The sequence below is a fragment of the Streptomyces aureus genome, from assembly GCF_000725495.1.
Taxonomy (GTDB): Bacteria; Actinomycetota; Actinomycetes; order Streptomycetales; family Streptomycetaceae; genus Streptomyces; species Streptomyces aureus_B.
In genome coordinates this window covers 20,289-47,259 of sequence record NZ_JNZD01000005.1, presented here as the reverse complement: position 1 = coordinate 47,259, position 26,971 = coordinate 20,289, and the positions used below count along the sequence as shown (strand labels likewise).

The following is a 26,971-nucleotide window of genomic DNA, read 5'->3' as shown; positions in this document are numbered from 1 at the left end:
AGGGAGACGAGAAGCAGATGGTCGTACGCGGGATCCTGGGCGGTCGGCGCCGCGAGTACAAGGCACCGGAACCGCACCCCTCCGGTGCCCGCGCGCCCAAACTCCCGGGCGAGCTCGTCCCGAACCATGTCGCGATCGTCATGGACGGGAACGGCCGCTGGGCCAAGGAGCGCGGGCTGCCCCGCACCGAGGGTCACAAGGTCGGCGCCGAGCGGGTCCTCGACGTGCTCCAGGGCGCGGTCGAGGTCGGCGTCGGCAGCATCTCCCTGTACGCCTTCTCCACCGAGAACTGGAAGCGCTCGCCGGACGAGGTGCGCTTCCTGATGAACTTCAACCGGGACTTCATCCGCAAGACCCGCGACACCCTCGACGAACTCGGTATCCGGGTGCGCTGGGTGGGCCGCATGCCCAAGCTGTGGAAGTCGGTCGCCAAGGAGCTCCAGATCGCCCAGGAGCAGACCAAGGACAACGACGCGCTGACCCTGTACTTCTGCATGAACTACGGAGGCCGCGCCGAGATCGCCGACGCGGCGCAGGCGCTGGCCGAGGACGTGAAGGCCGGCCGCCTGGACCCGTCCAAGGTCACCGAGAAGACCCTCCAGAAGTACATGTACTACCCGGACATGCCGGACGTGGACCTGTTCCTGCGCCCGAGCGGCGAGCAGCGCACCTCCAACTACCTGCTCTGGCAGAGCGCCTACGCCGAGATGGTGTTCCAGGACGTCCTGTGGCCGGACTTCGACCGGCGCGACCTGTGGCGGGCCTGCGTCGAGTTCGCCCAGCGCGACCGCCGCTTCGGCGGCGCCGTCCCGAACGAGCAGCTGCTCGCGATGGAGAAGGCCATGCGGGGCGACGGCTCGTAACTCCCTTCACCGGCTGCATCGTCCGCATCCGGCGCTACGATCACGGCCCATCACCACAGAACCGGGGGAGGGGCCGTGGTCGAGGGTGCGGGGCAGCCGGAGCGGACGGATGCCGTCGAGCTGGAGTACCGGCCGACGAGCAGAGACTTCACGACGGCGGTGCGGACGCAGTTCCGCGCCGGCGAGAACGGCCCGAAGGTGATCTGGGGGCTGGTCGCCCTCGTCGCCTTCGTCTGCATGGGTGCTTGGCCCTCGTGGCGCGAGGGTCACACGACGGCGCTGGTGATCAGGCTGGGCGGGCTGCTCTTCGTCCTGGTCGCGGTCTGGTTCGTGCCGGTGTCCCTGGGCCGCGGACTGCACCGTCTCGCGGAGTCCCACGGCACCACCCGCATGACGGTCACCGACGCCGGGGTGACGACGACCACGGACAAAGGCACCAGGGTGCGCGGGTGGGGCGTCCGGAACCGCTACCGGGAGACGAGGACCGTCTTCGTCGTGTTCGGCCCCGAGGCGGCCTCCGACGCTCTCACCCTGCTGCCCAAGCGGGCCCTTCGCGCCCCCGGGGACGTGGACCGGCTGCGGGCGATCCTCGACCAGAATCTGACCCGTGTCTGAGCCCCCGCTGCGCCCCCCGGAGAGGGGTCTCAGGACTTCGCCGAAGCGCAATCCGCGCACGTGCCGAAGATCTCCACGGTGTGCGCCACGTTGACGTAGCCGTGCTCGGCGGCGATGGCCTCCGCCCACTTCTCCACCGCCGGGCCCTCCACCTCCACGGCCTTGCCGCAGACGCGGCAGACGAGGTGGTGGTGGTGCTCCCCGGAGGAGCAGCGCCGGTAGACGGACTCGCCCTCCGAGGTGCGCAGGACGTCGACCTCGCCGGCGTCGGCGAGGGACTGGAGCGTGCGGTAGACGGTGGTGAGCCCGACCGAGTCGCCCTTGTGCTTGAGCATGTCGTGCAGCTCCTGCGCGCTGCGGAACTCGGTCACCTCGTCGAGCGCCGCCGCCACGGCGGCACGCTGCCGGGTGGAGCGGCCCCGGACGGGCGATCCAGCGGTTGTCACCGTTGCCTCCTCGCGTCTGGCCTTGCCCGGCCATTGTGCCAGTCCGGGCAGGGCGCGGTCAGACGCCGACGGTGCTCTCCGGGCCGCGGGCGGCCGGAATCGCGCACTCGGCGGGATCCCCGGCGGCCCCTGCCGCGGCCACCGCGCGGGCCCGCCGTCTGGCCAGCGGCGACGCCAGCGCCGTCAGCGCGACGAACGCGCCGATCGTCAGCAGCACGATGGTCGAGCCGGGCGGGACGTCCTGGTAGAACGACGTGACCGTGCCGCCGATCGTCACGCTCACGCCGATCGCCACCGCGACGGCGAACGTCGCCGCGAAGCTCCGGGTGAGCTGCTGGGCGGCCGCCACCGGCACCACCATCAGCGCGCTCACCAGCAGCAGGCCGACCACGCGCATCGCGACGGTGACCGTGACCGCGGCGGTGACCGCCGTCAGCAGGTTCAGGGCCCGCACCGGCAGACCCGTCACCCGGGCGAACTCCTCGTCCTGGCTGACCGCGAACAGCTGCCGGCGCAGTCCGAGGGTGACGAGGACGACGAAGGCGGCCAGCAGACAGATCGCCGTCACGTCGGACTCGCTCACCGTCGACAGCGAGCCGAAGAGGTACGAGGTCAGGTTGGCGTTCGAGCCGCCCGGCGCGAGGTTGATGAACATGACGCCGCCCGCCATGCCCCCGTAGAAGAGCATGGCCAGGGCGATGTCCCCGCGGGTCTTCCCGTACCAGCGGATCAGCTCCATCAGCACGGCGCCCAGCACGGACACCGCCGTCGCCATCCACACCGGCGAGGTGGACAGCAGGAAGCCGAGGCCGACGCCGGTCATCGCCACATGGCCGATGCCGTCGCCCATCAGGGCCTGGCGGCGCTGGACGAGGTAGATGCCGACGGAGGGCGCGATGACGCCCACCAGGACGGCGGCGAGCAGGGCCCGCTGCATGAAGGCGTAGTCGAGGATGTCCATCAGCTGAGCAGTCCCGTCCGGAGGGGTTCGGCGTCGTGGGCCGCGTGCGGGTGCACGTGGTCGTGGCCGGGCAGCGCGTGCTGGCCGACCGCCCGCGGCGGCGGGCCGTCGTGCAGGACGCAGCCGTCCCGCAGGACGACGGCGCGGTCGATCAGGGGCTCCAGGGGGCCCAGCTCGTGCAGGACGAGCAGCACCGACGTGCCCTGGGCGACCTGGTCGCGCAGGGTCGCGGCCAGCACCTCCTGGCTCGCCAGGTCCACGCCCGCCATCGGCTCGTCCATGATCAGCAGTTCGGGCTCGGAGGCCAGCGCGCGGGCGATGAGGACCCGCTGGTGCTGTCCGCCCGACAGGGCGTTCACGGAGTCCTTGGCGCGGTCCGCCATCCCGACGAGCTCCAGGGCCCGCCGTACGGCCGCGTGGTCGGCCTTGCGCAGGATGCCGAAGCGGGCGCGGGACAGCCGGCCCGAGGCGACGATCTCGGTGACCGTCGCCGGCACACCGCCCGCGGCCGTGGTCCGCTGCGGGACGTAGCCCACCCGGTGCCAGTCGCGGAAGCGGCGGCGCGGAACGCCGAAGATCTCGATCTCGCCGGCGCTGACGGCGACCTGGCCGATGACACTGCGCACGGCGGTCGACTTGCCGGAGCCGTTGGCACCGAGCAGCGCGACGACCTCCCCGCGCCGCACCGAGAGGTCCATGCCACGCAGGACCGGGCGCGATCCGAGCTCCGCCCGGACACCGCGCAGGGACACGACGGAATCGCTCACGACGTCCTCCACAGTGATCACTTCGTTCCCAGAGCCGTCTGGAGCGCCTTCAGGTTCGACCGCATGACCTGCATGTAGTCGCTGCCCCTGGACTTCCCGGTGATGCCCTCGAGCGGGTCGAGGACGTCCGTCCGCAGCCCCACGTCCCGGGCGATGGTGCCGGCCGTCCGGTCGCTGACCAGCGTTTCGTAGAAGACCGTCGTGACGCCGTCGGCCTTCGCCAGGTTCTCCAGGCCCTTCACCCGCTTCGCGCTGGGCTCCGACTCGGGGTCCAGGCCGTTGACGGCCTCCTCGGTGAGCCCGTAGCGCTCGGCGAGATAGCCGAACGCGGCGTGGGTGGTGATGAAGGTCTTGGTCCTCGTGTCCGCGAGGCCCTCGCGGAAGTCGGTGTCGAGCGCGGTGAACTTCTTGCCCAGCGCCGCCATGTTCGTGGCGTAGTCGGCCGCGTGCTCCGGGTCGGCCTTCTTCAGCGCGGCCGTCACGCCCTCGGCGACCTGACGGAAGCGCACGGGGTCGAGCCAGACGTGCGGGTCGGTGGCGCCGGTGTCCTCGCCCTCGCTGTGGTCGTGGGCGGCCGCGTGTCCGCCGACCTCGTTGCCGTGCTTCTCCAGCGTCGTCAGCGTGGCCGCGTCGATCTTCGTCCTCACCCCGGACTGGGCCACCGCGTCGTCGACGGCCGGCTGGAGGTTCTTGAGGTACAGGACCGCGTCGGCCTCCTGGAGCCGCGCGGTCTCGCGGGCGCTGATCTCCAGGTCGTGCGGCTCCTGGCCGGGCCGGGTCAGGTTGGTGACGCTCACGTGCGACCCGCCGATCTGCTCGGCGAGGTACTGGAGCGGATAGAACGAGGCGACCACGTCGAGTCTGCCGTCGCCGCGGCCGTCGGCGGAGGCGGAACCGGAGCAGCCGGTGAGGGCGCCGAGACCGAGGGCGCAGGCGGCCACGGACGCGGCCCCGGATATGAGGCGTCGTCGTACGTTCATGACAGTCATTTTCAACAAAAGTGGAAACGGTTGTCAACAAGCTCGTCCGCGGCCGTCCGCGGGCCGCGCGGCAACCGGCATCAAGCGGACCGAAGGGGTAGGAAGCGGCCCAGCGCGGGAACCGATTTGATGCGGGGGTGGCGGACGCCGGTAACCTGAAGCATTCGCTGCCGTCCGTTCGTAATGAAGAGAGCACCGTGGCCGCCGACAAGATCGATTCCATCGTCAGCCTGAGCAAGCGCCGTGGCTTCGTTTTCCCCTGTAGTGAGATCTACGGTGGCCAGAAGGCCGCCTGGGACTACGGACCGCTGGGTGTCGAGCTCAAGGAGAACCTGAAGCGCCAGTGGTGGCGTTACATGGTGACGTCGCGCGAGGACGTGGTCGGTCTCGACTCGTCCGTGATCCTGGCCCCCGAGGTGTGGGTCGCCTCCGGTCACGTCGCCACCTTCACGGACCCGCTGACCGAGTGCACCTCGTGCCACAAGCGGTTCCGCGCCGACCACCTGGAGGAGCACTACGAGGCCAAGCACGGCCGCCTCCCGGAGAACGGCCTCGCCGACCTCAACTGCCCCAACTGCGGCAACAAGGGCACCTTCACCGAGCCCAAGCAGTTCTCGGGCCTGCTCTCCACGCACCTCGGCCCGACGCAGGACAGCGGCTCCGTCGCGTACCTGCGCCCCGAGACCGCCCAGGGCATCTTCACCAACTTCGCCAACGTGCAGGTCGCCGCGCGCAAGAAGCCGCCGTTCGGCATCGCCCAGATGGGCAAGTCCTTCCGCAACGAGATCACGCCCGGCAACTTCATCTTCCGCACCCGCGAGTTCGAGCAGATGGAGATGGAGTTCTTCGTCAAGCCGGGCGAGGACGAGCAGTGGCAGGAGTACTGGATGGAGCAGCGCTGGAACTGGTACACCGGTCTCGGCATGCGCGAGGAGAACATGCGGTGGTTCGAGCACCCGCAGGAGAAGCTCTCCCACTACTCCAAGCGCACCGCCGACATCGAGTACCGCTTCCAGTTCGGCGGCAACGAGTGGGGTGAGCTGGAGGGCGTCGCCAACCGCACCGACTACGACCTCGGCGCGCACTCCAAGGCCTCCGGCCAGGACCTCGTCTACTACGACCAGGAGGCCCAGGAGCGCTGGACCCCCTACGTCATCGAGCCCGCCGCCGGTGTCGGCCGCGCCATGCTCGCCTTCCTCCTGGACGCCTACGTCGAGGACGAGGCCCCCAACGCCAAGGGCAAGATGGAGAAGCGCACGGTGCTGCGTCTCGACCACCGCCTCGCCCCGGTGAAGGTCGCGGTCCTGCCGCTGTCCCGCAACGCGGACCTGTCCCCGAAGGCCAAGGGTCTCGCCGCGGCGCTGCGCCAGAACTGGAACATCGAGTTCGACGACGCCGGCGCCATCGGCCGCCGCTACCGCCGTCAGGACGAGATCGGCACGCCGTTCTGCGTCACCGTCGACTTCGACACCCTCGACGACAACGCCGTCACGGTGCGCGAGCGCGACTCCATGAAGCAGGAGCGCGTCTCGCTCGACCAGATCGAGGGCTACCTGGCCGCCCGCCTCGTCGGCTGCTGACCCAGGCGCACTCACCAAGCCCCCGGTTCCCGAGCAGGGAACCGGGGGCTTCGCGCTGTCCTGGGGCACGGGCGCGCGGGCGTCCTGGGACAGGGGCGTGGGAGCGGCCCTGATCACGGGTGTGCGGGCGGGCGGCCCGGCTCCGGGTGCGGGCCCGGTCGGTCACCGGTGTGCGGGCGCGGGGGTGCCGCCGCGGCGGTGGAGCACGCCGATGAGGGTGGCCAGGTCGGCGGCGCCCTCGGGGTCGTCCGCGTAGCGGGTCGTCTGGAGCGGGCCCACCTCCGGGAGGACGACGTCCTCCCGGGCCAGGACGTGGACCAGGGTCAGCAGGGCCGCACGAGCGTTGCCGTCGTCGAACGGATGGAAGAACGCCACGTCGAGGTAGGCGCGCGCCGCCCGGCCCGCGAGCGGGATGTCCGGGTCGGCCGCCTCGCGCAGACAGGCGGCGAAGTCCTCCCGGGTCCGGGCGGTCAGGCTGTAGCGCTCGCGCCCGCCCTTCGCGTGGGCGTCCCCCGTACGGAACGGCGCCCGCGGCACCCCGAGGACCTCGCACTGCCAGCCGGCCAGCAGCGCGAAGCCGAGCGGAGCGCGGCGCCGGGCGTCGGCGAGGCACAGGCCGTGGGCCCGCAGCAGACGCTCGGCACGGACGGGATCGCGCCGGCGGACGGGCCCGGCGCACCAGGCCCGGAAACCGTCGCGGGGGGACGAGCCGGGCGGTGCGGGCGGGCGGGGCGGCGCGGACGACTCGGGCTGCCCGTACGGCGCGGACGGCCGGGTTGGCGAGGACGGCTCGGGCGGCGCGGACGGCTGGATTGGCGCGGACGACTCGGGCTGTGCGGACGGCACGGGCTGCCTGGACGGTTCGGGTGGCCCGGGTGCTGCGGACGACTCGGGTGGCCTGGACGGCCCGGGTGGTGCGGACGGTCGGGGCAGTAGTGCCGGAGCTCCGTGCCAGTCCGTCTCGCGGCGTACCCGCAGCCAGACCGCGAGGCTGTCAGCGGTGCCGGTCATGGAAGTCCTCCAGGTCGGCCCGCTCGCGGTGGTCCTGGTAGGGGAGGTGGCCGGTGAGGGCGACGGCGACGTTCTCGCCGACCGAGTCGATCAGCGTGGGCGCGGGGGTGACCCAGCTCTGGAACCGGCCGCCGATCGCGGCCTCCACGACCCGGCCGGCCTCGGCCCGGTCCATCCCCGTGCTGGTGAGGAACCAGCGCAGCAGCCGGCGGGCCGCCCCCTCCCAGTAGTCCGAGCCCGTGTCCAGCGCCAGCGTGACCAGCCGTACGCAGGCCCGCTCCAGATGCCAGCTGCGGTCCTCGGGGGAGGCGTCGGGCGGCGGCGCGAGCTCGGCGAAGCGCCGGGCGAGCCACTCCAGCGACCTCCGCCAGTTCAGCAGGGCGATCGAGGCGCGGGCCGCGGTCGCGTCGGGCGTCGTGACCGAGGTGTACGCGCCGGCCCACCCGTCGACATGCCCGCCGTAGCGGTCGTCCCAGTTCCAGCCGAAGGCCCAACTGCCGTAGCGCTCCCGGATGATCGCGTCCACCTGCTCCTCGCACCACCGCTCGCACTCCCACCGGCCGGCGAAACCGGAGAGCACGGGCGGCACCCAGGGGCGGATCAGCGCGTGGAGGCGGGCCTCCTCCTCGTCGTCCCAGACGAAGGGGTGCCGGCCGGGGTCGAGTTCGTTCCAGTCGGAGGTGGTCGCGAGGGTGACGCGAGCTACGCGGTTGCCGGGGAAGGGCAGGGTGTCCCGGTTGTAGGTCAGTGCCGGTCCTGTCTCTCGTCCGCCAGGGCAAAGCACTCAGTCTCGCTCCGAACGCCCGGACCGGCCAACGCTTTTCCGGGGCGGGCCCCTTCGGGCGCCCCAGGGTCCTTCTCCGGGTGCCCTCGAGCCCCTTCAGATGTCCTCAAGGCTCCCCGGACCCGCTCACGCTTCCTTCGGGTCCACCGTCGCCTGGTGCTCCTCGGCCAGGTGCTCCTCCGCCTTCAGCCAGGGGAGGAACTGCGTGTTCTTGCGCCAGCCGCACGTCTCGCACCGGATGGTCCGCTGAACGCCCGCCCGCTGTACGTGGACGGTGTGTTCGCGGCCGTGCTGGTCCCAGCGGCTCACCTTGCTCGTATTGATCTGAAGCATGACACCTCCTGGTTCTCCGCTTCGTCTGCGCAGCAAGGAGTGTGCAGCAAGGTGAAGATCAACGGGGGTTCTTCGGCGGTGAGTTCGGTGGGACCGCCGGCCCGGTGCGTGCGGCGGGGCCCGAAGGGCCGCCGGTGCCGGTGCGCCGCCGATGGGGGCGGCGCGGCCGATCCCCGCCCACGGAACGGGAGTTCAGCTGATCGTGCGTGGCAGCCGCAGGCTCAGCGCGGTGGTCAGGGCCACGCCGGCCAGCTGGACCAGAAGGGTCGTCACGAGGGCGTCCCGCATGCCGTGGGACGGGACCAGGGACAGGAACAGCGTGCCGAGGGTGGCCACTCCGACGGCGAGCGAGGCCTGCTGGGTCGTGGCCATGACGCCGCTGCCGACACCGGCCCGCGCGGCCGGCACCTCGGAGAGGATGATCCGGATGAGGACGGGCAGCTGGAGTGCCTGACCCGCTCCGGCGACGGCCGCCCCGGGCAGCAGCTGCACCACCCCGAGGTCCGGCCAGGAGCGCCAGGCGGCCAGCGCGATCAGGGCCAGACCGACGCCCTGGATCAGTCCGCCCGCGGTGACGATCCGGGTGCCGAAGCGGGCGATCAGCCGGGGTCCGCACAGCGACGTCGCGAAGAAGACGACGGCCATGGGTGCGAGGGCGAGACCCGCCGGGACGGGACCGAGCCCCTCACCGCGCTGCAGGGCCACGGCGACCACGAACATGAAGCCACTGAACCCGATGGAGAACGGCACCATCATGATCAGCCCCCGGCGCAGCGAGGTCAGCTCGAACAGGCTCGGCGGAACCAGGGGGGTGCGGCCACGGCGGTCCGCACGGCGCTCGACGCCGTAGAAGGCGCCGGCCGCGACCGGGAACAGGGCCAGGGACACCCAGGTCCACAGCGGCCAGCCCGCCGCCCGGCCCTCGGTGAGCGGGGCGAGCAGCGCCAGCAGCGCGACGGCGAGCAGCACCGTGCCGGGAGCGTCGATCGGCTCGGGGCGCTGCGAGCGGGTCTCGGGGACGACGCGACGGGCCAGGACGAGGCCGAGCACCACGACGGGCACGTTCACGAGGAACACCGAGCGCCAGCCGGTGCCGGCGATGTCGGCCGCGACCAGCAGACCGCCGAGGATCTGCCCGGCCACCATGGACAGGCCGGCGGTGGCGCCGTACAGACCCATGGCCTTGGCCCGGCGGGGGCCGGAGGTCGCCGCCTGGATGGTGGCGAGGACCTGCGGCAGCATCGCGGCGGACGCCGCGCCCTGGGCGACGCGTGCCGCCACCAGGGTCCAGGCGGTGGGCGCGAGGCCGCAGGCGAGGGAGGTCAGGCCGAAGGCCGCCATGCCGCCGAGGAAGAGCCGGCGGCGTCCGAACAGGTCGCCGAGGCGTCCGCCGAGGACGAGCAGGACGGCGTACGCGACGCCGTAGCCGGCGACGACGAGTTCGAGGACGGCCTCGCTCGCGTGCAGGTCCTGTCCGATGGTGGGCAGGGCGACGTTGACGATGAAGAAGTCGATCAGGGGCAGTGCCGCGCCGAGCAGCACCGTGAAGAGTCCGAGGCCGCCGAGGGCGGGTGGCGCGGCGGGGGCGCGGACGGTGGTGGTGAGAGTTCCGGTTTCGGTCACGTCCTCCAGACTTCTCCGGCGCTCAGACGGGTACCAGAGTCTCTTTATCCTGGTACAAGCACTACCTGGCAACAGGCTGCGCCGAGCGGCAGGCTGGAGGCATGACGACGATGGCACGGCGGACCACCACAGCAACAGACCCCGCACGACCGGCGTCGAACGGCCCGGTGCGGGGCGCGGTTCGTCCGGAGCCCGAGCCCGAGCGGCCGGACGGGGCGGGGGCGGCCGTCCGAGCGGCGTCCGGGGCGGCCGTCGGAGCGGCGTCCGGGGCGGGGGAGATCCGGCGGCAGGAACTGGCCACCTTCCTGCGCAGCCGCCGTGAACGCATCACGCCCGAGCAGGTCCAGCTGCCCCGCGGCCGCCGGCGGCGCACGCCGGGCCTGCGTCGCGAGGAGGTCGCGCAGCTCTCCGCGGTGGGGGTCACCTGGTACACCTGGCTGGAGCAGGCCCGTGACATCCAGGTCTCCGAGCAGGTCCTCGACGCGCTGGCCCGCACCCTGCTGCTGGACTCCAGCGAGCGGGCCCACCTCTTCCAGCTGGCCGGGGCGGTCGACCCCACGCCCGCCGCGCAGTGCCCGGTGATCACCCCGGCGCTGCGCCGGATCCTCGCGCAGCTGGAGCCGGTTCCGGCCTGCATCCAGAACAGCCGGTACGACATCCTCGCGTACAACCGCACCTACGCCCGGCTGATGATGCGCGACCTCGACGCGGTCCCGCCCGCCGACCGCAACTGCGTGCTGCTCGCCTACACCAACGCGGAGTGGCGCGCGTCGATCGTCCTGCTCGACGAGACCACGCGGCTGATGGCCGCGAAACTGCGGGCGTCGATGGCCGGGCACCTCGGGGAGCCCGCCTGGAAGACGCTGCTGAAGCGGCTGCGGACCGAGTCGGCGGAGTTCCGCGAGAACTGGGACCGCTACGAGGTGGCCGCCACCCGCGGGAAGACGAAGAAGTTCGTGAACCCGTACGTCGGCCTGGTCACCCTCGACCACACGGACCTGTGGCTCGCCCCCGACCTGGGCGCCCGCATGGTGGCGTACCCGGCCCACGACGAGGAGAGCCGGCAGCGACTGGAACGGCTGCACGCGATAGCGCTGGAGGCGGGGACGGAGGCCGGTGCGGAATCCGCCTCGGAGGCCGGGACGGGTGCAGGGACGGAATCCCGGCCGGTGTGGGTGGCCTGAGCCCGGGGCGGCCCGCTGCGGGCGCCACCCAGGGTGTTCCCCTGCGGACACCCCGGGCCGGACGCGCCCGGCACCCCTTCGCCCGGCCCCCGGCCCCGCCCCCCGGGCCCCTGCGCCGCGTCAGGCCGCCGACGTGTCCTTGGCCCGTAGTTCCACGTCCCGGATCTCCGGGGTCTCCAGCAGGGCGGCCGTGCGTTCGGCCGACGCGCGGGCCCGGCGGCCGCTGCTGAGCAGGCCGAGGACGAGGACGGCCGCACCGCAGGCGGTGATGATCCACCAGCCGGGGCGGGAGGCCGCGACGAACGACTCCCGGTAGGCGTCGGCCCGGATGCCGGAGGCGAGGGCCGCGCCGATGACGGCGACCCCGAGCGTGCCGCCGATCTGCCGGCTGGTCGAGGCGACTGCGGCGGCGACGCCCGCCTGGGCGCGGGGCATGCCGGAGACCGCGGTGTTGGTGATCGGCGCGTTCACGAAGCCGAAGCCGAGGCCGAAGAAGACGTAGCCGAGGACGAGCGTGACGTTCGACGTCTCCGCCTCGAACGCGGCGAACAGCACGCCGCTCACCGTCATCGCGACGCCGGCGATCAGCAGCGACGGCCGGGGACCGCGGCTGCCGACCAGACGGCCCGAGAAGGGCGCGCAGACGAAGCACAGGAACGCCATGGGCAGCATCCACAGGCCCGCGTGCAGGGCGTTCAGACCGCGCACGTTCTGCAGGTACAGCGTCGACAGGAACAGGAAGCCGCTGAGCGCGGCGAACGCGCTCACCGCGATCACGGTGGCCCCGCTGAACGGAACCGAGCGGAAGAAGCGCAGGTCGATGAGGGGTTCGTCGCGCCGGGGCTCGTACCAGAGCAGGCCGAGCAGCGCGGCGAGCGCGATCGCGCCGAAGGCGAGGGTGTGGGCGATCCCGGAGGTGGGCGCCTCGATGATCGCGTACGTCAGGGAGCCGAGCAGGGCGATGACGAGGAGCTGGCCGACCGGATCGGGGCGGCGGGCCTTCGGGGCGCGGGACTCGGGGACGAAGCGGAGGGTCAGCAGGAGCGCGGCGAGGCCGACGGGGAGGTTGATCCAGAAGATCGACCGCCAGCCGACGGTGTCCACGAGGAGCCCGCCCACCAGCGGACCGGCGGCCATGGAGATACCGACCACGGCACCCCAGACGCCGATCGCGCGGGCCCGTTCGCGCGGGTCGGTGAAGGTGTTGGTGATGATCGACATGGCCACCGGGTTCAGCATCGAGCCGCCGACCGCCTGGACCATCCGGAAGACGATGAGAGTGTCGAGGTTCGGGGCCAGGGAGCACAGCACCGAGCCGATGGTGAACAGCACCAGGCCCGTCATGAACACCCGGCGGCGGCCGATACGGTCGGCCGTGGATCCCGCGAGCATCAGCAGGGAGGCCAGCACCAGGGTGTAGGCGTCGATGGCCCACTGCATGCCCGCGACGCTCGCGTGCAGCTCGCGCTGCATCGAGGGCAGCGCGACGTTGAGGATCGTGACGTCGAGGCTCACGATCAGCAGGCTCATGCAGCAGATCGCGAGCACGAGCATCCGATGGCGATGGCTGAGCTCAGGCATGCCCCTCAGCCTACGTCTCTTTCGATAGTGTGTCTAACTAATGACCACTACACGATCTTCCGCGCGAGCATCCGGCCCGGTACGCCACAATGGGGGAATGCCCACGCCCACGTCCACCGTGAACTCCTCGCTCTCGATCGGCCCCCACACGGCCCGGCCGCCGGTCGTCCTGGCCCCCATGGCCGGGATCACCAACGCGCCGTTCCGCACGCTGTGCCGCGAGTTCAGCGGCGGCAAGGGACTGTTCGTCAGCGAGATGATCACCACCCGGGCGCTGGTCGAGCGCAACGAGAAGACCATGCAGCTGATCCACTTCGACGCGACCGAGAAGCCGCGCTCGATCCAGCTCTACGGAGTCGACCCGGCCACCGTCGGCAAGGCCGTCCGCATGATCGCGGAAGAGGACCTGGCCGACCACATCGACCTGAACTTCGGCTGCCCGGTCCCCAAGGTCACCCGCAAGGGCGGCGGCTCCGCCCTCCCGTACAAGCGCAACCTGCTGCGCGCGATCCTGCGCGAGGCGGTCAGCGGCGCCGGGGACCTGCCGGTCACGATGAAGATGCGCAAGGGCATCGACGACGACCACATCACCTTCCTGGACGCGGGACGCATCGCCGTCGAGGAGGGCGTGACGGCGATCGCGCTGCACGGCCGCACCGCCGCCCAGCACTACGGCGGCACCGCCGACTGGGACGCCATCGCACGCCTCAAGGAGCATGTGCCGGAGATCCCCGTCCTCGGCAACGGAGACATCTGGTCGGCGGACGACGCGCTGCGGATGATGCGCGAGACCGGGTGCGACGGCGTCGTCGTCGGACGCGGCTGCCTCGGCCGGCCGTGGCTGTTCGGCGATCTGGTGGCCGCCTTCGAGGGCCGCCCCGAGGACTACGCGCGGCCGACGCTGCGCGAGGTCGCCGCGGTCATGGTCCGCCACGCCACGCTCCTCGGCGAGTGGATCGGCGACGAGACGCGCGGTGTCATCGACTTCCGCAAGCACGTCGCCTGGTACCTCAAGGGCTTCGCGGTGGGCTCCGAGATGCGCAAGCGTCTCGCGATCACCTCCTCGCTCGCCGAGCTCTCCGACGGGCTGGCCGAGCTGGACCAGGACCAGCCGTGGCCCGCGGGCGCCGACGGCCCCCGCGGCCGCACCTCGGGCAACAACCGGGTCGTCCTGCCGGACGGCTGGCTGAAGGACCCCTACGACTGCGCCGGCGTGTCCGAGGACGCCGAACTGGACACCTCCGGCGGCTGATCCGCCGGCACCCGCCCGGCACCCGTCCGACACCGTTCGGCACCCGTCCGGCGCGCGCCGCCCGTACGCGCGCCGGACGGCCCGGACGCCGTCCCCCGGCGCCCGGTTCCCGGCCGTGGACCAGGGGCCTCGACCGGAAGGGTCCGGGCAGGACCGGTCCGGACGAGGCAGGATCAGGCCCCGCCCACCGCGGCCAGCAGGGCCAGCGGCGCCGCCGCCGAACGGGACTCCCGGACACAGGCGTGCGGATAGGGCACCGGCTGGGCATGGGTGTCACGGCCGTACCCCGCGATGACCTCGGGCAGACGGTGACCCGCGGCCGTGGCCGCGTCCACGAGCCCGTGCGCCACCGTCCGGGCCTCGTCGTGCAGTCCGTACCGGGCCAGCCCCAGGGTGATCAGCGCGTTGTCGTGCGGCCAGACGGAACCGCGGTGGTACGACAGCGGGTGGTACGCGGGCTGCCCGGCGGCGAGCGTGCGCACCCCCCAGCCGGAGAAGAAGTCCGGTTCGAGGAGCCGGCGGCCGACCAGTTCGCCGTACTCCTTGTCCAGCAGTCCGGACCACAGCAGATGCCCCGCGTCCGAGGCGAGCGCGTCGACGTGGCGGCCGTCGCCGTCGAGCGCCAGCGCCGGGAAGGCGTGCTCGCTCATCCAGAAGTCCCGCTGGAAACGGTCGCGCAGATCGGCGGCTGCCTGTTCCAGGAGCGCCGCGTAGACCTCGTCGTCCCAGACCGTGCGGGCCAGCTGGGCGGTGCGGCGCAGCGCGTCGTACGCGTACCCCTGCGCGCCCGCCGCCATCACCGGGCCGGTGGGGCGGCTGCCGTCGGCCGAACAGATGGCGCCGGGGGAGTCCTTCCAGTTCTGGTTCGCGAGACCGCCGCCGTCCGCGCGGTAGACGAGATAGCCGCGCGAGGTCAGCCCGCCGTGGTCCAGCATCCAGCCGACCGCCGCCCGGGCGTTGGGCTCCAGTCTCCGGGCCAGGGCCGGATCGCCGGTCTGCTCGGTGTAGGCGCCGAGCAGCACCAGGAACAGCGGGGTCGCGTCCACCGAGCCGTAGTAACGCCCGTACGGGACCTGTCCGAAGTGGGCCAGCTCGCCGTGCCGCACCTCGTGCACGATCTTGCCGGGCTGGGCGACCGCCCCCGCTCCCGCCTCGACCGCCTGGGTGGCGGCCAGCGCGGGCAGCGTGGCCGCCGCGAGCCCGGGCCGGTAGGGCAGCGCGAACAGCGAGGTGAGCAGGGCGTCCCGGCCCAGCAGGGTGAGGAACCAGGGGACCCCGGCCGCGGGGACCCGCAGCTCCTCGCCGTCAGGGCCGGTCGCCGGCACCTGGAGGACGGCCAGATCGGACAGGCCGCGCGCACAGGCCGCGGCCAGCTCGGGCCAGCCGGTGGGGAAGGGCACTCCCTGCGCGAACTCGTCCTCCAGAGCCAGGAGTTGCTCGCCCGCCGCGGCCGGAGAGACGGGAACGCGCGGTTCCTGGGTCGCGCCGTGCGGACGCGCCGCCACGCGCAGCGCCAGCTCCGCCGAGCCGTGCGGTTCGAGGTCGAGCGTCCACACCAGGCGGCGCGCGCCCGTACCCGTCTCCTCCACACCGTCCGGAGCGGGCTCGGAGGTGACCGTCGTACGCGACCGCCACTCCCCGCGCCGGTAGCTGAACTCCACCCCGTCGTCCAGGACCTGGCGCTGGCGCACGACACCCGTCTTGGCGTACGTACGGTGGTCGGAGCGCAGTTCGAACTGGTCCGTGAAGTCGGCGTCCGCGGTGACCGCGATCCGGACCGTGGTGGCCGTCGGGCGGTTGCTGGTGACGCGCAGCGCCTCCACGAACGAGCCCTCGGCGACGGCCTGTTCGCGGAAGAGCGTGTAGGCGGGCGGTTCGTTGCGACCGCCGCGCGGCACCAGCACACAGCGCGCCGTGTCACCGGCGGCGACCGGGGTCAGCGCCTCGGGCACCGCTCCGTCCACCGTCAGCTGCCAGCGGCTGAGGTGCCGGGCGTCCCGTACGAACAGTCCGTCCGGGGAACTGCCGCCCCGCACTCCGCTGATGTCCCCGCCGTCGCCCACGGCGGCGAACGTCCCTCCGTGCACGAGCAGATGATGCCGGTCCGTCATCCCCGGTCCCCTCCCTTGGCGTCCGTTCCGAACTCGCGTGCGCGCCGCCCGCCACCGGCGGTGCCGGCCGCGACGCTGGTGCCGGCAGTGCCGGCAGTGCCGGCACTGCCGGCAGTGCCGGCAGTGCTGGTGGTGCTGTGTGCCGTGTCGGTCAACGCGTCGCGCCCCCACGGGGACACGACCGGTTCCGCCCCGGAGGGCTCGTGCAGCAGATCGAGCGTCAGCGCCGCCGTCCAGCTGAAGCCGGCCGCTCCGCAGGCCTCGCCGGTGAACGGGTCCACGTACTCCGCGAACCCGGACTCCCCGGCGGTGTCGAGCAGGGCGGCCCGCAGCGCGTCGGCCCGTCCGTGCTCCCCGTGCAGCCGCAAGCCGTGCTCCAGCAGCCAGTTGGTGTTGAACCAGGCGGGCCCCCGCCAGTAGCGGTGCGGGTCGAAGGCCTCGCCGGTCAGGTCGTAACTGGGGGCGAGACGGGCCGCCCCGCCCAGCCCGAAGTGCGGCCCGCACGCCGTCCGTACGAGCGTGGCGGCGATCTCGCGCGGCAGCGCGGGCAGGATGAGCGGGAGCAGCCCGGCGACACTGCGCTCCCGGATCAGCGCCCCGCGCACCCTGCCCTCGCGGGGCCCCCGGCCTGCGCCGCGCCCGCTGCCTCCGCCGGGCCCCCGGCCTCCACCGTGCCCGACGTCACCTGGTTCGTTCCCGTCGTCCCGCCGGGCGTCCGGGGTGTCCTGCCCGCCGCGCTCGTCACGGCAGAAGAACATGCCCTCCGCCGGGTCCCACAGCCGCTCCACCAGCGCCGCGGTCAGCCGCTCGGCGCGCGCGTGCCGGGCGGTCCCCGTGGCCCCCAGTTCCCGGGCGATCCGGGCCAGCGCGTGTTCCGAGGCGATCAGCAGGGCGTTGAACAGGGGGTCCTCGACGGCGAACGCGCCCCCGCCGTCGGCGTACCCCCGGTCGCGGTAGTCCGCCGCCAGCCGTACGTACCGGCCGTAGTCGAGATCCGTCGGCCGGTCCTCGGGGGCGCCGTGGTCGAGGTCGGCACGGCGGAAGGAGCGGGCCGGCGCCGGGGTGACGCGGCCGAGCGGGCCGTCCCAGCAGGGGCTGTTGTCCATGCCCTGCTCCCAGGGGTGGACCACGCTGGCGAGACCCCCGCCGCCGAGGTCCCGGCGGTGCAGGAGATAGCGGTGCCAGGCCGCGAGACGGGGATACATCCGGGAGAGGAACGAACGGGCCCTGGACAGGCCCGGGTCCGCCCGGTGCACCAGCCACACCGCCAGCGCGTGCACCGGTGGCTGCACGATGCCCGACGTCTGTACCGTGCGCGGGGCGCCCGCGGCGCGTCCGGCGGTCGAGGAGCGCCAGAAGTCGGGGCTCGGAAAGTACGCGTCGAGCGGGACGGAGGGGTTGAACACGATGTGCGGGACACGTCCGTCGGCCCACTGCGCGCCGAGCAGGGTCTCCAGTTCGGTCTGCGCCCGCAGCGGGGACAGATGACGCAGGCCGATCGCGATGAACGCGGAGTCCCAGGACCACTGGTGCGGATACAGGCCGCGCGAGGGCACCGTGGACGTTCCGGTCCAGTTGTCCTCCAGCACCCGGGAGGCCCTGAGGTGCAGCGATGCCGGCGCCCCGCCGGGACCGTATACGGACGGTCCGCCCCCGGCGATCCCGTCCGCGTCGGAGGGGTCCGGGGGACCGGAGGCGCGTGCGGGAGTGCCGACGGCGCTCAAGGGGTGCACGGGTCCCCTGTGCAGGGCGGTGAGCTGGGTTGTGCTGTCCACTCAGGTCTCCCCGAAGACGTCCGGCCGACCGGTTCGGCAGTGTCTGCCGTAGGGTTACGTCTATTTAACACGCAAAACTCAATATGTAATGCAGAGTTGGGGAACGCAAGAGGGTGTGCGGGACGGAAAGGGCGGGGAGGACCGTGAAGACCGGGAACCAGGCAAGTGCCGGAGAGCTGCTCGAACTGGTGCGCAGCGGCCGGGCGACGACGCGCGGGGCGCTCCAGCGGGCCACCGGTCTGTCGCGGGCGACGGTCGGCCACCGGCTGGACCGGCTGTTCCGCGCGGGCTGGCTCCGCGAGGGCGCGGGCGGCCCCGTCGACTCGCCGCTCGGCGGACGCCCCTCCATCACGCTGGAGTTCGACGACGAGCACGCGGTCGTCCTCGCCGCCGACCTCGACACCCGGCACGGCCGGGCGGCCGTGCTCACCCTGACCGGGGAGATCCTCGCCGAGCACGCGGGTCCCCTGGTGATCGACGACGGCCCCGAGGCGGTCCTCGGCGAACTCGGCCGCTGGTTCGCCGAACTGGTCGCCAAGTCCGGCCGGAGCGCGGACGCCGTCTGCGGCATCGGGCTCGCGGTGCCGGGCCCGGTCGACAGCGAGACGGGACGCGTGGTCCAGCCGCCGATCATGCCCGGCTGGGACGGCTACGACATAAGGGGCCGGCTGGGCCGCGCCTTCGCCGAGCACACGGGCGCCGGCGCCACCCGCGTCCCCGTTCTCGTGGACAACGACGCCAACGCCATGGCGTACGGGGAGCAGCGCGCCGGCTACCCCGACTGCTCGGCGTTCGCGCTGGTCAAGGTCTCCACCGGTATCGGGGCCGGGATGGTCGTCGGGGGTTCGGTCTACCGGGGAGTCGACGGCGGCGCCGGGGACATCGGGCACATCCGGGTGGGCGCCGAGGCGCTGTGCCGCTGCGGGTCGTACGGCTGTCTGGCCGCCGTCGCCAGCGGTGGCGCGGTGGCGCGCCGGCTCGCGGAGTCCGGGGTCCCGGCCGCGTCCGGCTCGGACGTGCGGGAGCTGCTGGCGGCCGGGCATCCCGAGGCGACGGCCCTCGCCCGGGAGGCGGGCCGGCGGGTCGGGGACGTCCTGGCCACCGTGGTGACCCTGCTCAACCCGGGCGTGCTGATGATCGCCGGGGATCTGGCCGGAACCCCCTTCCTCACCGGGGTCCGGGAACTGCTCTACCAGCGGGCGCTGCCCCGCTCCACCGCCCATCTGGACGTGGTGACCTCCCGGCTCGGGGAGCGGGCCGGGCTCGTGGGTGCGGGGGCGCTGGTCGTGGAGCACCTGTACGCGCCCGAGCGGGCCGAGGAGCGGCTGGCGGCCCTCGGGGTGTGAGGCCCGGTACGGCATCCGGGTGAGACGTCCGGGTGTCGTGCGCGTATCTCCGTGTGTCGTGTCCGGATCCCGGTCCGCATCATGAAATCTGTCCCCTCCCAGGGCGTGATTCTCGCCACCCTTGATAGGGGTCACGCTCAGATGAGCGGATCTTGGGCGGTTGCACTTCCCTAAGGGGTGGCACTCAGTGCCACCGTCTGATCGTTCATCGATTAAACTCAGACGTGTTGAAGCATGCTCATGTGAGCGCTCCAGGCGGCCTCTGGGGCGTCATGCGTTCAAGAAGTGAAAACATGCGCCCCCGATGACTTGCCAACCCTTGACTTTGGATCTGGTGGCGGACGAGTGGTTACAGGCGCATGACGCGCAAGTGGACGTACCCAGACGCCTTCGATCTGGGTATGTTCCCCGTCGTCAGGGCAGCCACCGCGACGTCGAGGAGTCGAGACTCGTGTCGGAAAACAAAGATCCCCACGTACCCGGAAACGGCGTTGGCGGAGCGAAGTTCGTTTATGACTTCACCGAGGGCAACAGGGACCTCAAGGACCTGCTCGGGGGCAAGGGTGCCAACCTCGCCGAAATGACCAACCTGGGTCTCCCCGTCCCGCCCGGCTTCACCATCACCACCGAGGCGTGCAAGACCTACCTCGACAGCGGCGAGGAGCCGGCGGCACTGCGTGACGAGGTGAGTGCGCACCTCGAGGCCCTCGAGGCCAAGATGGGCAAGAAGCTCGGCCAGGCCGACGACCCCCTGCTCGTCTCCGTCCGTTCCGGCGCCAAGTTCTCCATGCCCGGCATGATGGACACGGTCCTGAACATCGGACTCTCCGACAAGTCCGTCCTCGGGCTCTCCAAGCAGTCGGGCGACGACCGCTTCGCGTGGGACTCCTACCGCCGTCTGATCCAGATGTTCGGCAAGACGGTCCTCGGCGTCGACGGAGAGCTCTTCGAGGAGGCCCTGGACGCGGCCAAGGCCCTCAAGAAGGTCAGCGTCGACACGGACCTGGAGGCGGCCGACCTCAAGAAGCTCGTCACCAAGTTCAAGAAGATCGTCAAGACCGAGGCCGGCCGGGACTTCCCGCAGGACCCGCGCGAGCAGATGGACCTCGCCATCAAGGCGGTCTTCGACTCCTGGAACGGCGACCGCGCCAAGCTGTACCGCCGCCAGGAGCGCATCCCGCACGACCTCGGCACGGCCGTCAACATCTGTTCGATGGTCTTCGGCAACCTCGGCCCCGACTCCGGCACCGGCGTCGCCTTCACCCGCGACCCCGCCTCCGGCCACCAGGGCGTCTACGGCGACTACCTCCAGAACGCCCAGGGCGAGGACGTCGTCGCCGGTATCCGCAACACGGTCCCGCTCGCCGAGCTGGAGTCGATCGACAAGAAGTCGTACGACCAGCTCATGGGGATCATGGAGACCCTGGAGAACCACTACAAGGATCTCTGCGACATCGAGTTCACCATCGAGCGCGGCCAGCTCTGGATGCTCCAGACCCGCGTCGGCAAGCGCACGGCGGGCGCGGCCTTCCGCATCGCCACGCAGCTGGTGGACCAGGGACTGATCGACGAGGCCGAGGCGCTCCAGCGCGTCACCGGCGCCCAGCTCGCGCAGCTGATGTTCCCCCGCTTCGACGAGAAGGCGAAGGTGGAGCAGGTCGGCCGCGGTATCGCGGCCTCCCCGGGCGCCGCGGTCGGCAAGGCGGTCTTCGACTCCTACACCGCCGTGAAGTGGTCCCGCTCCGGCGAGAAGGTCATCCTCGTCCGCCGTGAGACCAACCCCGACGACCTCGACGGCATGATCGCGGCCGAGGGCATCCTGACCTCCCGCGGCGGCAAGACCTCCCACGCGGCCGTCGTCGCGCGCGGCATGGGCAAGACCTGTGTCTGCGGCGCCGAGGAGCTGGAGGTCGACACCAAGCGCCGCCGGATGACGGTGCCGGGCGGCCACATCGTCGAGGAGGGCGACCTCATCTCGATCGACGGGTCGAGCGGCAAGGTCTACCTGGGCGAGGTCCCCGTCGTCCCGTCCCCGGTCGTGGAGTACTTCGAGGGCCGGATGCACGCCGGCGCGGACGACGCCGACGAGCTCGTCGAGGCCGTTCACCGGATCATGGCCTTCGCCGACCGCAAGCGCAGCCTGCGCGTGCGCGCCAACGCCGACAACGCCGAGGACGCGCTGCGCGCCCGCCGGTTCGGCGCCCAGGGCATCGGCCTGTGCCGCACCGAGCACATGTTCCTCGGCGACCGGCGCGAGCTGGTCGAGCGGCTGATCCTCGCCGACACCGAGGAGGAGCGCGAGGAGTCCCTCCGCCAGCTGCTGCCGCTCCAGAAGAAGGACTTCGTGGAGCTGTTCTCCGCGATGGACGGCCTGCCCGTCACCGTCCGCCTGCTCGACCCGCCGCTGCACGAGTTCCTGCCCGACATCACCGAGCTGTCGGTCCGCGTCGCCCTCGCCGAGTCCCGCCAGGAGCCGCACGAGAACGAGCTGCGGCTGCTCCAGGCCGTGCACCGGCTGCACGAGCAGAACCCGATGCTCGGCCTGCGCGGTGTGCGCCTCGGCCTCGTCATCCCCGGTCTGTTCACCATGCAGGTACGGGCCATCGCGGAGGCGGCCGCCGAGCGCAAGAACGCCAAGGGCGACCCGCGCGCGGAGATCATGATCCCGCTCGTCGGCACCGTCCAGGAGCTGGAGTTCGTCCGCGAGGAGGCCGACCAGGTCATCGCCGAGGTCTCGGCCGCCACCGGCACCGAGCTCAAGCTGTCGATCGGCACGATGATCGAGCTGCCGCGCGCCGCGGTGACCGCGGGCCAGATCGCCGAGGCCGCCGAGTTCTTCTCCTTCGGCACCAACGACCTGACCCAGACGGTGTGGGGCTTCTCCCGCGACGACGTGGAGGCCTCGTTCTTCACGGCGTACCTGGAGAAGGGCATCTTCGGCGTCAGCCCGTTCGAGACCATCGACAAGGACGGCGTCGGCGCGCTGGTCGCCGCGGCGGCGAAGGCGGGCCGCGAGACCCGTCCCGACATCAAGCTCGGCGTCTGCGGCGAGCACGGCGGCGACCCGGAGTCGGTCCACTTCTTCCACGAGGTGGGTCTGGACTACGTCTCCTGCTCCCCGTTCCGCATCCCGGTCGCGCGCCTGGAAGCGGGCCGCGCGGCCTCCAGCTCGAAGGGCAGCGACCACCGCTAGCCCGGACGGCGACAAGACCCCGGAGCCGCCGCCTGTCCCCGACCCTCAAGACCGATGGGCGGCGGCTCCGGCTCACGGAAGGGGCGGCACCCTTGTGCGGGGGTGCCGCCCTTTCGTGCACGGCGGCACGGACACCTGCGCCCCGCCGCAACCTTCTCCGAACCTCGCGGGTCACACCTGTGCAGCACGGTGGGCCGGGACCCTCCCGGCGCACGGGAAGGTCCGGGGCGGATGGCACGAAGATCATGGGTGCGCGCGGTCGCGACAGCGGCGGCGGGCGCGCTGGCGCTGATGGCGGGGCTGTTCGGCACGGGTCCGGCGCACGCCGACGCGGCGGACGGCGCACGAGGGATGACGGTCCGCTTCGTCGAGCACGAGCTCTTCATCGGGTCGGAGCCGCCGAACGCGTTCGTGGCCTACCGGTGGAAGGTGGCCGGCGAGGGCGCGGTCCACCACGTCCATCTGACCGTCGACCTGTCCGGAGTGGCCGACTTCGCCGAGCCGGCACCGTCGGAGCACTGCGACGGCAACCTCTGCACGCTGGACCTGGCCTCCGCCACCTCGGACTACCACGCCATCACGCTGGTGCCGAAGCCCGGTGCGGCCATCGGCAGCAGCGGCACCATGACCGTCTCCGGCACGGCGTCGGACGCCACCGTCACGGGTGACCACGTCACCCTGACCAACGGCAGGACGGACCTGAAGGTGAGCGCGTTCGCCGATGAGCCGGACCACGTGCCGGGCGACATGCTGACCTTTCCGCTCACCGTGTGGAACACCGGCCGACTCCCGGCGGCCAAGGGGGTGGAGCTGCGGATCGACACCACCGCCGGACTGCACCTCCAGGGCTCCTGGGCCAACTGCCGCGACGTGTCCGCGAGCGGCCGCGGGGGGCACATCGTGCACGAGACCCTGTGCGACTTCCCCACCCCGGTGGAGCCCGGCCGGCGGTACGCGTTGTCGTCGCCGCTGCGGGTCGAGGTCGGCGACGAGGCACTGCACGACGAGATCATCTACGCGTTCACCCCGCTGGCCGGCGCCGCCCCGGCGAACGGCCCCGGGACCCCGCTGACCCTGGTCCCCGACGGCGCGACGCCGTCCGACGGGAACAGCGAACCGTCCTTCACCACCTACGTCGACAGCGTCAACCACGCCGACTTCGCCGTCACCGGGGACACCGCCACCGGGCGGCCCGGCGGTCACGCCACGCTGCACGTCACGGTGGTCGACCGGGGGCCGGCGCTGGTGGAGGACCTCCTCGACGACGACGTCGCCCTCTCGGTCACTGTCAAGCTGCCGCCGGGCACGAAGGCCACGAAGATCCCGGACGGCTGCCACGTGCCGGGCACGGACGGGTCCTACCGCGGCCCCCGGTTGGGCTGGACCACCTACGAGTGCGACTTCGGCGACCCCGCCCCGGGAGACAGACACGCCCTGTCGTTCACCGTCGCCATCGGCCCCCGTACCCCGGCCGTCTCCACGGGCCGGATCCAGACGGAGGAGTTCTTCGAGGGGTTCGACCCCGACGCCTCCAACGACAGCGCGGCGCTGACCCTGCGGCTGGCGCAGGACGGCTCCGCGGGCGGGGGGTCCGGCTTCGTCTCCGGCGGCTGGATCGCCTGGGCGGCCGGCGCGCTGGCGCTGGCCGCCGGCGCGGCCGCAGCGCTCTCCCGCCGCTCCCGCGCCGGCGACTGAACCGTCGTCCGGGGGCCGGAGGGACCCCCGAACGGGCCGGGGACGGAAGCCGTCGGTGAGGTGTCACGAGCAGTCGGCCCGGGTGGCGACCGGCGAGCGCCGGCGGCCGTGCTGTGGACACCCCGTGAACTTCCGGTGACGAACCCGCGCCCTCCGGCGCTGAGAGGGGAGAACGCGCTCCGCGTTCCCATCCGTCTCATGTTCCTCTGGGGGACTGTCTTGACCACGTCTCGGTCCAGCGGGCGTCACCGCCGCCGGATACGCCTCGCCCTGCCCGTCGCCGCAGCCGGCATCGCCGCGGCTGTCGGCGCCGCGCTGATGACCTCCTCCGCCGGTGCGGCCACCGCCCTGCCCGCCCCGACGGCGAAGCCGGTCATCGCCTCGCCCTCGCTCTCCGTCCTGGAGAAGCGCGTCGCGGGCGCCCTCGCGGGGGACGGGGGTGCGGGTCGGACGGCGGACAAGGAGTCGCTGAGCGCCGGCACGAGCACCTCGGGTGTCGACCCGAAGGTCATCGGCGGCACCACGACCGCGATCACCACGGCCCCCTGGATGGCCCAGCTCTGGTACCACGACGACCGGGGCACCACCGACACCACCGCCGACGACGTGAGCTTCTTCTGCGGCGGCAGCGTCGTGGCCCCGACGAAGATCCTGACGGCAGCGCACTGCCTCATGGACGGCGACAACAATCTGTACAACTGGCAGGCCAACGGGGCCGTCGTCACGGGCACCGACCAGCTGCCCACCACCGACTCCGGGGGCACCACGAACCTCCACGGCGGCCAGGCCACGGGCGTGCTGCGCCAGTGGAAGGATCCGAATTACGCCCCGCTGGACAAGGAGGTGCGGAGGAACGAGAGCGACCTCGGTGTCCTCACCCTCGCCGCCCCGGTCAAGGCCACACCGATCCGCATGGTCGAGGCCGGCGACACCACCTCGTACGCCGTCGGCACGAAGGCCAAGGTCTACGGCTGGGGCCGCACCAGCTCCACCGTGCAGGACCTCTCCCAGACACTGCGGTCGACCACGCTGACCGTCCACGCCGACAGCACGTGCTCCGGCCTCTACGACACGTCCTTCGCTCCGAAGTCGATGGTCTGCGCGGGCACGCAGAGCGGGAGCGACACCGGGACGAGCGCCGCGTGCAACGGTGACTCCGGGGGCCCGCTCGTGGTGGCCGGACGGGTCGTGGGGGTGGTTTCCTGGGGTGTCAAGGACTGTGTGGCGAAGGGCTATTCCAGCGTCTTCACCAAGCTGGCCGTCTACTACGTCGGTCAGGCCTACGCCCACATCGACGACACGAGCCTGAGCATCTTCAACAAGAAGCCCGACGGCAGGGCCGACCTCTTCGTCCGGGAAGCCTCCACGAAGACCGGCTACGAGAAGGACTCCAACAGCACCGGCACCGGCTTCGGCGCCCGCGCCTCCTGGGGCAACTGGGGCGGCGTCAACCTGGTCACCCAGACCGACCTGAACCGGGACGGCTTCCAGGACCTGGTCTACCGGGTCGCCTCGACCGGTGACGTGTACTGGGAGCACTTCGTGCTCAACAGCGCCCGCACGAGCGGCTCCTGGACCGACACGAAGATCGCCACCGGCTGGAAGACCCGCACCCGCGTCATCACGCCGGGCGACGTCAACGGCGACTACCTGCCCGACCTGCTGTCGGTGGACTCCGGCGGCACGATGTGGGTCTACCCGGGCAAGGGCAACGGCACCTTCGGCACCCGTTACTCGGTCCGCACCGGCTGGAACCAGTACAACTCCGTGCGCGGTCACGGTGACTTCACCGGTGACGGCAAGGCGGACCTGCTGGCCCGTCAGGCGAGCACCGGCGACCTGTACCTGTACAAGGGCACCGGCAAGACCGGCTCCGAGGCCTTCTCCTCGCGGATCAAGGTGCGCAGCGCCTGGACGGGCTACAACGCCTTCGACGCGGTCGGCGACATCACCGGTGACGGCATCGCCGACTTCCTGGCCCGCACCCCCGGCGGCACGCTCTACCTCTACAAGGGAACGAACAAGGCCACCTCGGAGATCTTCTCCGCCCGGGTCTCGGTCGGCAACGGCTTCCAGTACTACGACATCTGGGGCTGAGCGGCACCGACGGACAGCGGCTCGGGGTAAAAGGGCGACGGGGTTCGGACGAGTGTGCGACCCTCCGGGGCGTGAGTGGATCCTTCAGGGTGCACAGCGTCTTCGCGGCGGCGCTCGCCGTCGCCCTGCTGCTGTTCGTCGCGGTCACCTGGCTGCCGGGGCCGTCACCGGTGGACGGCACCGGGTGGGCGATCCTCGTCGTGGTCGGGGTCGTCGTCCTCGTGCCGGTGGCCATCGGCGTGCGCCTGCGGCTGAACGACGTGGAAGTCGCACTGTGGCCGGTCTTCGAGAAGGGGCTGCCCCGGCCCCTGCGCCGGGTGCTCCTCGGGCTGGTGCTGACGGCCGTCGCCTCGTTCGTCCTGTCGTTGGCCCACGGCGACCCCGAACTGTCCGGCCCGAAGTCGTACGGCGACCGGTACTGGGCCGAGTACGGCCGCAACCATCATTCCAGGGAAGTCGCGTTGACCAAGGCCCAGTACGAGGTGGCCGTCGAGGACTCGCAGCGTGACCTGCTCTCGTTCGCGAGCTGCGTCGCCTCCGTCGGTGCCTGTGTGGCGTTCACCGCCCGCGAGAACTTCCGGGTGGACCGGCGGTCGTAGGGAGGGGCCCCGCGCCCGGGTCCTCACCCGCGTAGCTGCCCGTCGCCGCAGCACACTCCAAGCCCCTTGTCCAGCAGTGTTGTTGTACGTCACCCCGAGGCAACCATCGGCCGCGTTCGAAGGTCCGTACGGATGTCCCGCGGCCGGCCGCGGGGCGGATCCGGTACGGGCCGGG

General features: G+C 72.0%; 21 protein-coding genes. 10 read left to right on the top strand and 11 right to left on the bottom strand.

The genetic code is table 11. The annotated features are described in order from the left end of the window. The first annotated feature begins 17 nt into the window (after positions 1-17). Together IO36_RS10215 and IO36_RS10210 are read left to right on the top strand one after the other, a co-directional pair. Positions 18-863, top strand: a complete 846-nt coding sequence (locus tag IO36_RS10215) for an isoprenyl transferase (RefSeq protein WP_037618686.1) — start codon at positions 18-20, stop codon at positions 861-863. Positions 864-938: 75 nt separating this feature from the next. After that, positions 939-1,478, top strand: a complete 540-nt coding sequence (locus IO36_RS10210; RefSeq protein WP_037618685.1) for a YcxB family protein — start codon at positions 939-941, stop codon at positions 1,476-1,478. A gap of 29 nt (positions 1,479-1,507) precedes the next feature. On the opposite strand, the gene IO36_RS10205 is transcribed toward IO36_RS10210, so the two are convergent. The 4 genes from IO36_RS10205 to IO36_RS10190 are packed head-to-tail and all read right to left on the bottom strand — an operon-like array spanning position 1,508 to position 4,632. Further along, the gene (locus tag IO36_RS10205; protein WP_037618684.1) at positions 1,508-1,924 is read right to left on the bottom strand and encodes a Fur family transcriptional regulator; all 417 of its coding nucleotides are present in this window, start codon (positions 1,922-1,924) and stop codon (positions 1,508-1,510) included. A gap of 58 nt (positions 1,925-1,982) precedes the next feature. Continuing rightward, positions 1,983-2,885, bottom strand: coding sequence for a metal ABC transporter permease (locus tag IO36_RS10200; RefSeq protein WP_037618683.1), 903 nt, complete (start codon positions 2,883-2,885; stop codon positions 1,983-1,985). Continuing rightward, entirely contained in the window at positions 2,885-3,652 is a 768-nt protein-coding gene (locus tag IO36_RS10195) for a metal ABC transporter ATP-binding protein (RefSeq protein ID WP_037619352.1), read from the bottom strand. The genes IO36_RS10200 and IO36_RS10195 overlap by 1 nt, the downstream gene beginning before the upstream one ends. Positions 3,653-3,669: 17 nt before the next feature. Continuing rightward, positions 3,670-4,632 carry a metal ABC transporter substrate-binding protein gene (locus IO36_RS10190; protein ID WP_037618682.1) on the bottom strand — a complete coding sequence of 321 codons (963 nt, stop codon included), beginning with the start codon at positions 4,630-4,632 and terminating at the stop codon, positions 3,670-3,672. Between the two features lie 197 nt (positions 4,633-4,829). Here IO36_RS10190 and IO36_RS10185 point away from each other — a divergent pair, with 197 nt between their 5' ends. Then, complete coding sequence (locus IO36_RS10185; protein WP_037618681.1) at positions 4,830-6,212, top strand: glycine--tRNA ligase; 1,383 nt, start codon at positions 4,830-4,832, stop codon at positions 6,210-6,212. 162 nt (positions 6,213-6,374) lie between these two features. On the opposite strand, the gene IO36_RS47675 is transcribed toward IO36_RS10185, so the two are convergent. The 4 genes from IO36_RS47675 to IO36_RS10165 form a co-directional block, all read right to left on the bottom strand. Beyond that, a complete protein-coding gene (locus tag IO36_RS47675) occupies positions 6,375-7,058 on the bottom strand; it encodes a Fic family protein (protein ID WP_245173198.1) in 684 nt (227 codons plus the stop codon). A gap of 148 nt (positions 7,059-7,206) precedes the next feature. After that, a complete protein-coding gene (locus IO36_RS10175; RefSeq protein WP_245173197.1) occupies positions 7,207-8,007 on the bottom strand; it encodes a hypothetical protein in 801 nt (266 codons plus the stop codon). 126 nt (positions 8,008-8,133) lie between these two features. Beyond that, positions 8,134-8,340, bottom strand: a complete 207-nt coding sequence (locus IO36_RS10170) for a hypothetical protein (protein WP_037618679.1) — start codon at positions 8,338-8,340, stop codon at positions 8,134-8,136. Between the two features lie 192 nt (positions 8,341-8,532). Further along, complete coding sequence (locus IO36_RS10165) at positions 8,533-9,963, bottom strand: MFS transporter (RefSeq protein ID WP_037618677.1); 1,431 nt, start codon at positions 9,961-9,963, stop codon at positions 8,533-8,535. Between the two features lie 101 nt (positions 9,964-10,064). Between IO36_RS10165 and IO36_RS10160 the strand changes: the two genes are divergently transcribed. Further along, positions 10,065-11,147: a helix-turn-helix transcriptional regulator gene (locus IO36_RS10160; RefSeq protein ID WP_078943108.1), complete on the top strand. Its 1,083-nt coding sequence runs from the start codon at positions 10,065-10,067 to the stop codon at positions 11,145-11,147. A 120-nt stretch (positions 11,148-11,267) separates the two neighbouring features. Here IO36_RS10160 and IO36_RS10155 read toward each other — a convergent pair whose 3' ends face one another. Further along, positions 11,268-12,728, bottom strand: coding sequence for an MFS transporter (locus tag IO36_RS10155; RefSeq protein ID WP_037618674.1), 1,461 nt, complete (start codon positions 12,726-12,728; stop codon positions 11,268-11,270). Positions 12,729-12,825: 97 nt separating this feature from the next. Between IO36_RS10155 and dusB the strand changes: the two genes are divergently transcribed. Continuing rightward, positions 12,826-13,980, top strand: a complete 1,155-nt coding sequence (gene dusB, locus IO36_RS10150; RefSeq protein WP_037618672.1) for a tRNA dihydrouridine synthase DusB — start codon at positions 12,826-12,828, stop codon at positions 13,978-13,980. 173 nt (positions 13,981-14,153) lie between these two features. Here dusB and IO36_RS10145 read toward each other — a convergent pair whose 3' ends face one another. Both IO36_RS10145 and IO36_RS45840 read right to left on the bottom strand, forming a co-directional pair. Continuing rightward, positions 14,154-16,091 (bottom strand): amylo-alpha-1,6-glucosidase, encoded by a 1,938-nt coding sequence (locus IO36_RS10145; protein ID WP_037618670.1) that lies wholly within the window; start codon positions 16,089-16,091, stop codon positions 14,154-14,156. Then, a complete protein-coding gene (locus IO36_RS45840; protein ID WP_425535519.1) occupies positions 16,088-17,866 on the bottom strand; it encodes an MGH1-like glycoside hydrolase domain-containing protein in 1,779 nt (592 codons plus the stop codon). The genes IO36_RS10145 and IO36_RS45840 overlap by 4 nt, the downstream gene beginning before the upstream one ends. 143 nt (positions 17,867-18,009) lie before the next feature. Here IO36_RS45840 and IO36_RS10135 point away from each other — a divergent pair, with 143 nt between their 5' ends. From IO36_RS10135 to IO36_RS10115, 5 genes are all read left to right on the top strand, one after another. Further along, positions 18,010-19,212 carry an ROK family transcriptional regulator gene (locus IO36_RS10135; RefSeq protein ID WP_037618668.1) on the top strand — a complete coding sequence of 401 codons (1,203 nt, stop codon included), beginning with the start codon at positions 18,010-18,012 and terminating at the stop codon, positions 19,210-19,212. Positions 19,213-19,663: 451 nt separating this feature from the next. Continuing rightward, entirely contained in the window at positions 19,664-22,405 is a 2,742-nt protein-coding gene (gene ppdK / locus IO36_RS10130) for a pyruvate, phosphate dikinase (protein ID WP_037618666.1), read from the top strand. Positions 22,406-22,636: 231 nt separating this feature from the next. Further along, positions 22,637-24,100: a hypothetical protein gene (locus IO36_RS10125; protein WP_158997285.1), complete on the top strand. Its 1,464-nt coding sequence runs from the start codon at positions 22,637-22,639 to the stop codon at positions 24,098-24,100. 318 nt (positions 24,101-24,418) lie between these two features. Beyond that, a complete protein-coding gene (locus tag IO36_RS10120; RefSeq protein WP_245173229.1) occupies positions 24,419-26,197 on the top strand; it encodes a trypsin-like serine protease in 1,779 nt (592 codons plus the stop codon). Positions 26,198-26,268: 71 nt separating this feature from the next. After that, on the top strand, positions 26,269-26,796 hold the full coding sequence (locus IO36_RS10115; RefSeq protein ID WP_158997283.1) for a hypothetical protein: 528 nt from the start codon (positions 26,269-26,271) through the stop codon (positions 26,794-26,796). Positions 26,797-26,971: the final 175 nt, after the last annotated feature.

Coding starts and splice junctions, on each gene's coding strand:
- dusB (WP_037618672.1), top strand. CDS start 12,826: ATGCCCACGCCCACGTCCACCGTGAACTCCTCGCTCTCGATCGGCCCC.
- IO36_RS10125 (WP_158997285.1), top strand. CDS start 22,637: ATGGCACGAAGATCATGGGTGCGCGCGGTCGCGACAGCGGCGGCGGGC.
- IO36_RS10200 (WP_037618683.1), bottom strand. CDS start 2,885: ATGGACATCCTCGACTACGCCTTCATGCAGCGGGCCCTGCTCGCCGCC.
- IO36_RS10170 (WP_037618679.1), bottom strand. CDS start 8,340: ATGCTTCAGATCAATACGAGCAAGGTGAGCCGCTGGGACCAGCACGGC.
- IO36_RS10120 (WP_245173229.1), top strand. CDS start 24,419: ATGACCTCCTCCGCCGGTGCGGCCACCGCCCTGCCCGCCCCGACGGCG.
- IO36_RS10155 (WP_037618674.1), bottom strand. CDS start 12,728: ATGCCTGAGCTCAGCCATCGCCATCGGATGCTCGTGCTCGCGATCTGC.
- IO36_RS10190 (WP_037618682.1), bottom strand. CDS start 4,632: ATGAACGTACGACGACGCCTCATATCCGGGGCCGCGTCCGTGGCCGCC.
- IO36_RS10145 (WP_037618670.1), bottom strand. CDS start 16,091: ATGACGGACCGGCATCATCTGCTCGTGCACGGAGGGACGTTCGCCGCC.
- IO36_RS10160 (WP_078943108.1), top strand. CDS start 10,065: ATGACGACGATGGCACGGCGGACCACCACAGCAACAGACCCCGCACGA.
- IO36_RS10215 (WP_037618686.1), top strand. CDS start 18: ATGGTCGTACGCGGGATCCTGGGCGGTCGGCGCCGCGAGTACAAGGCA.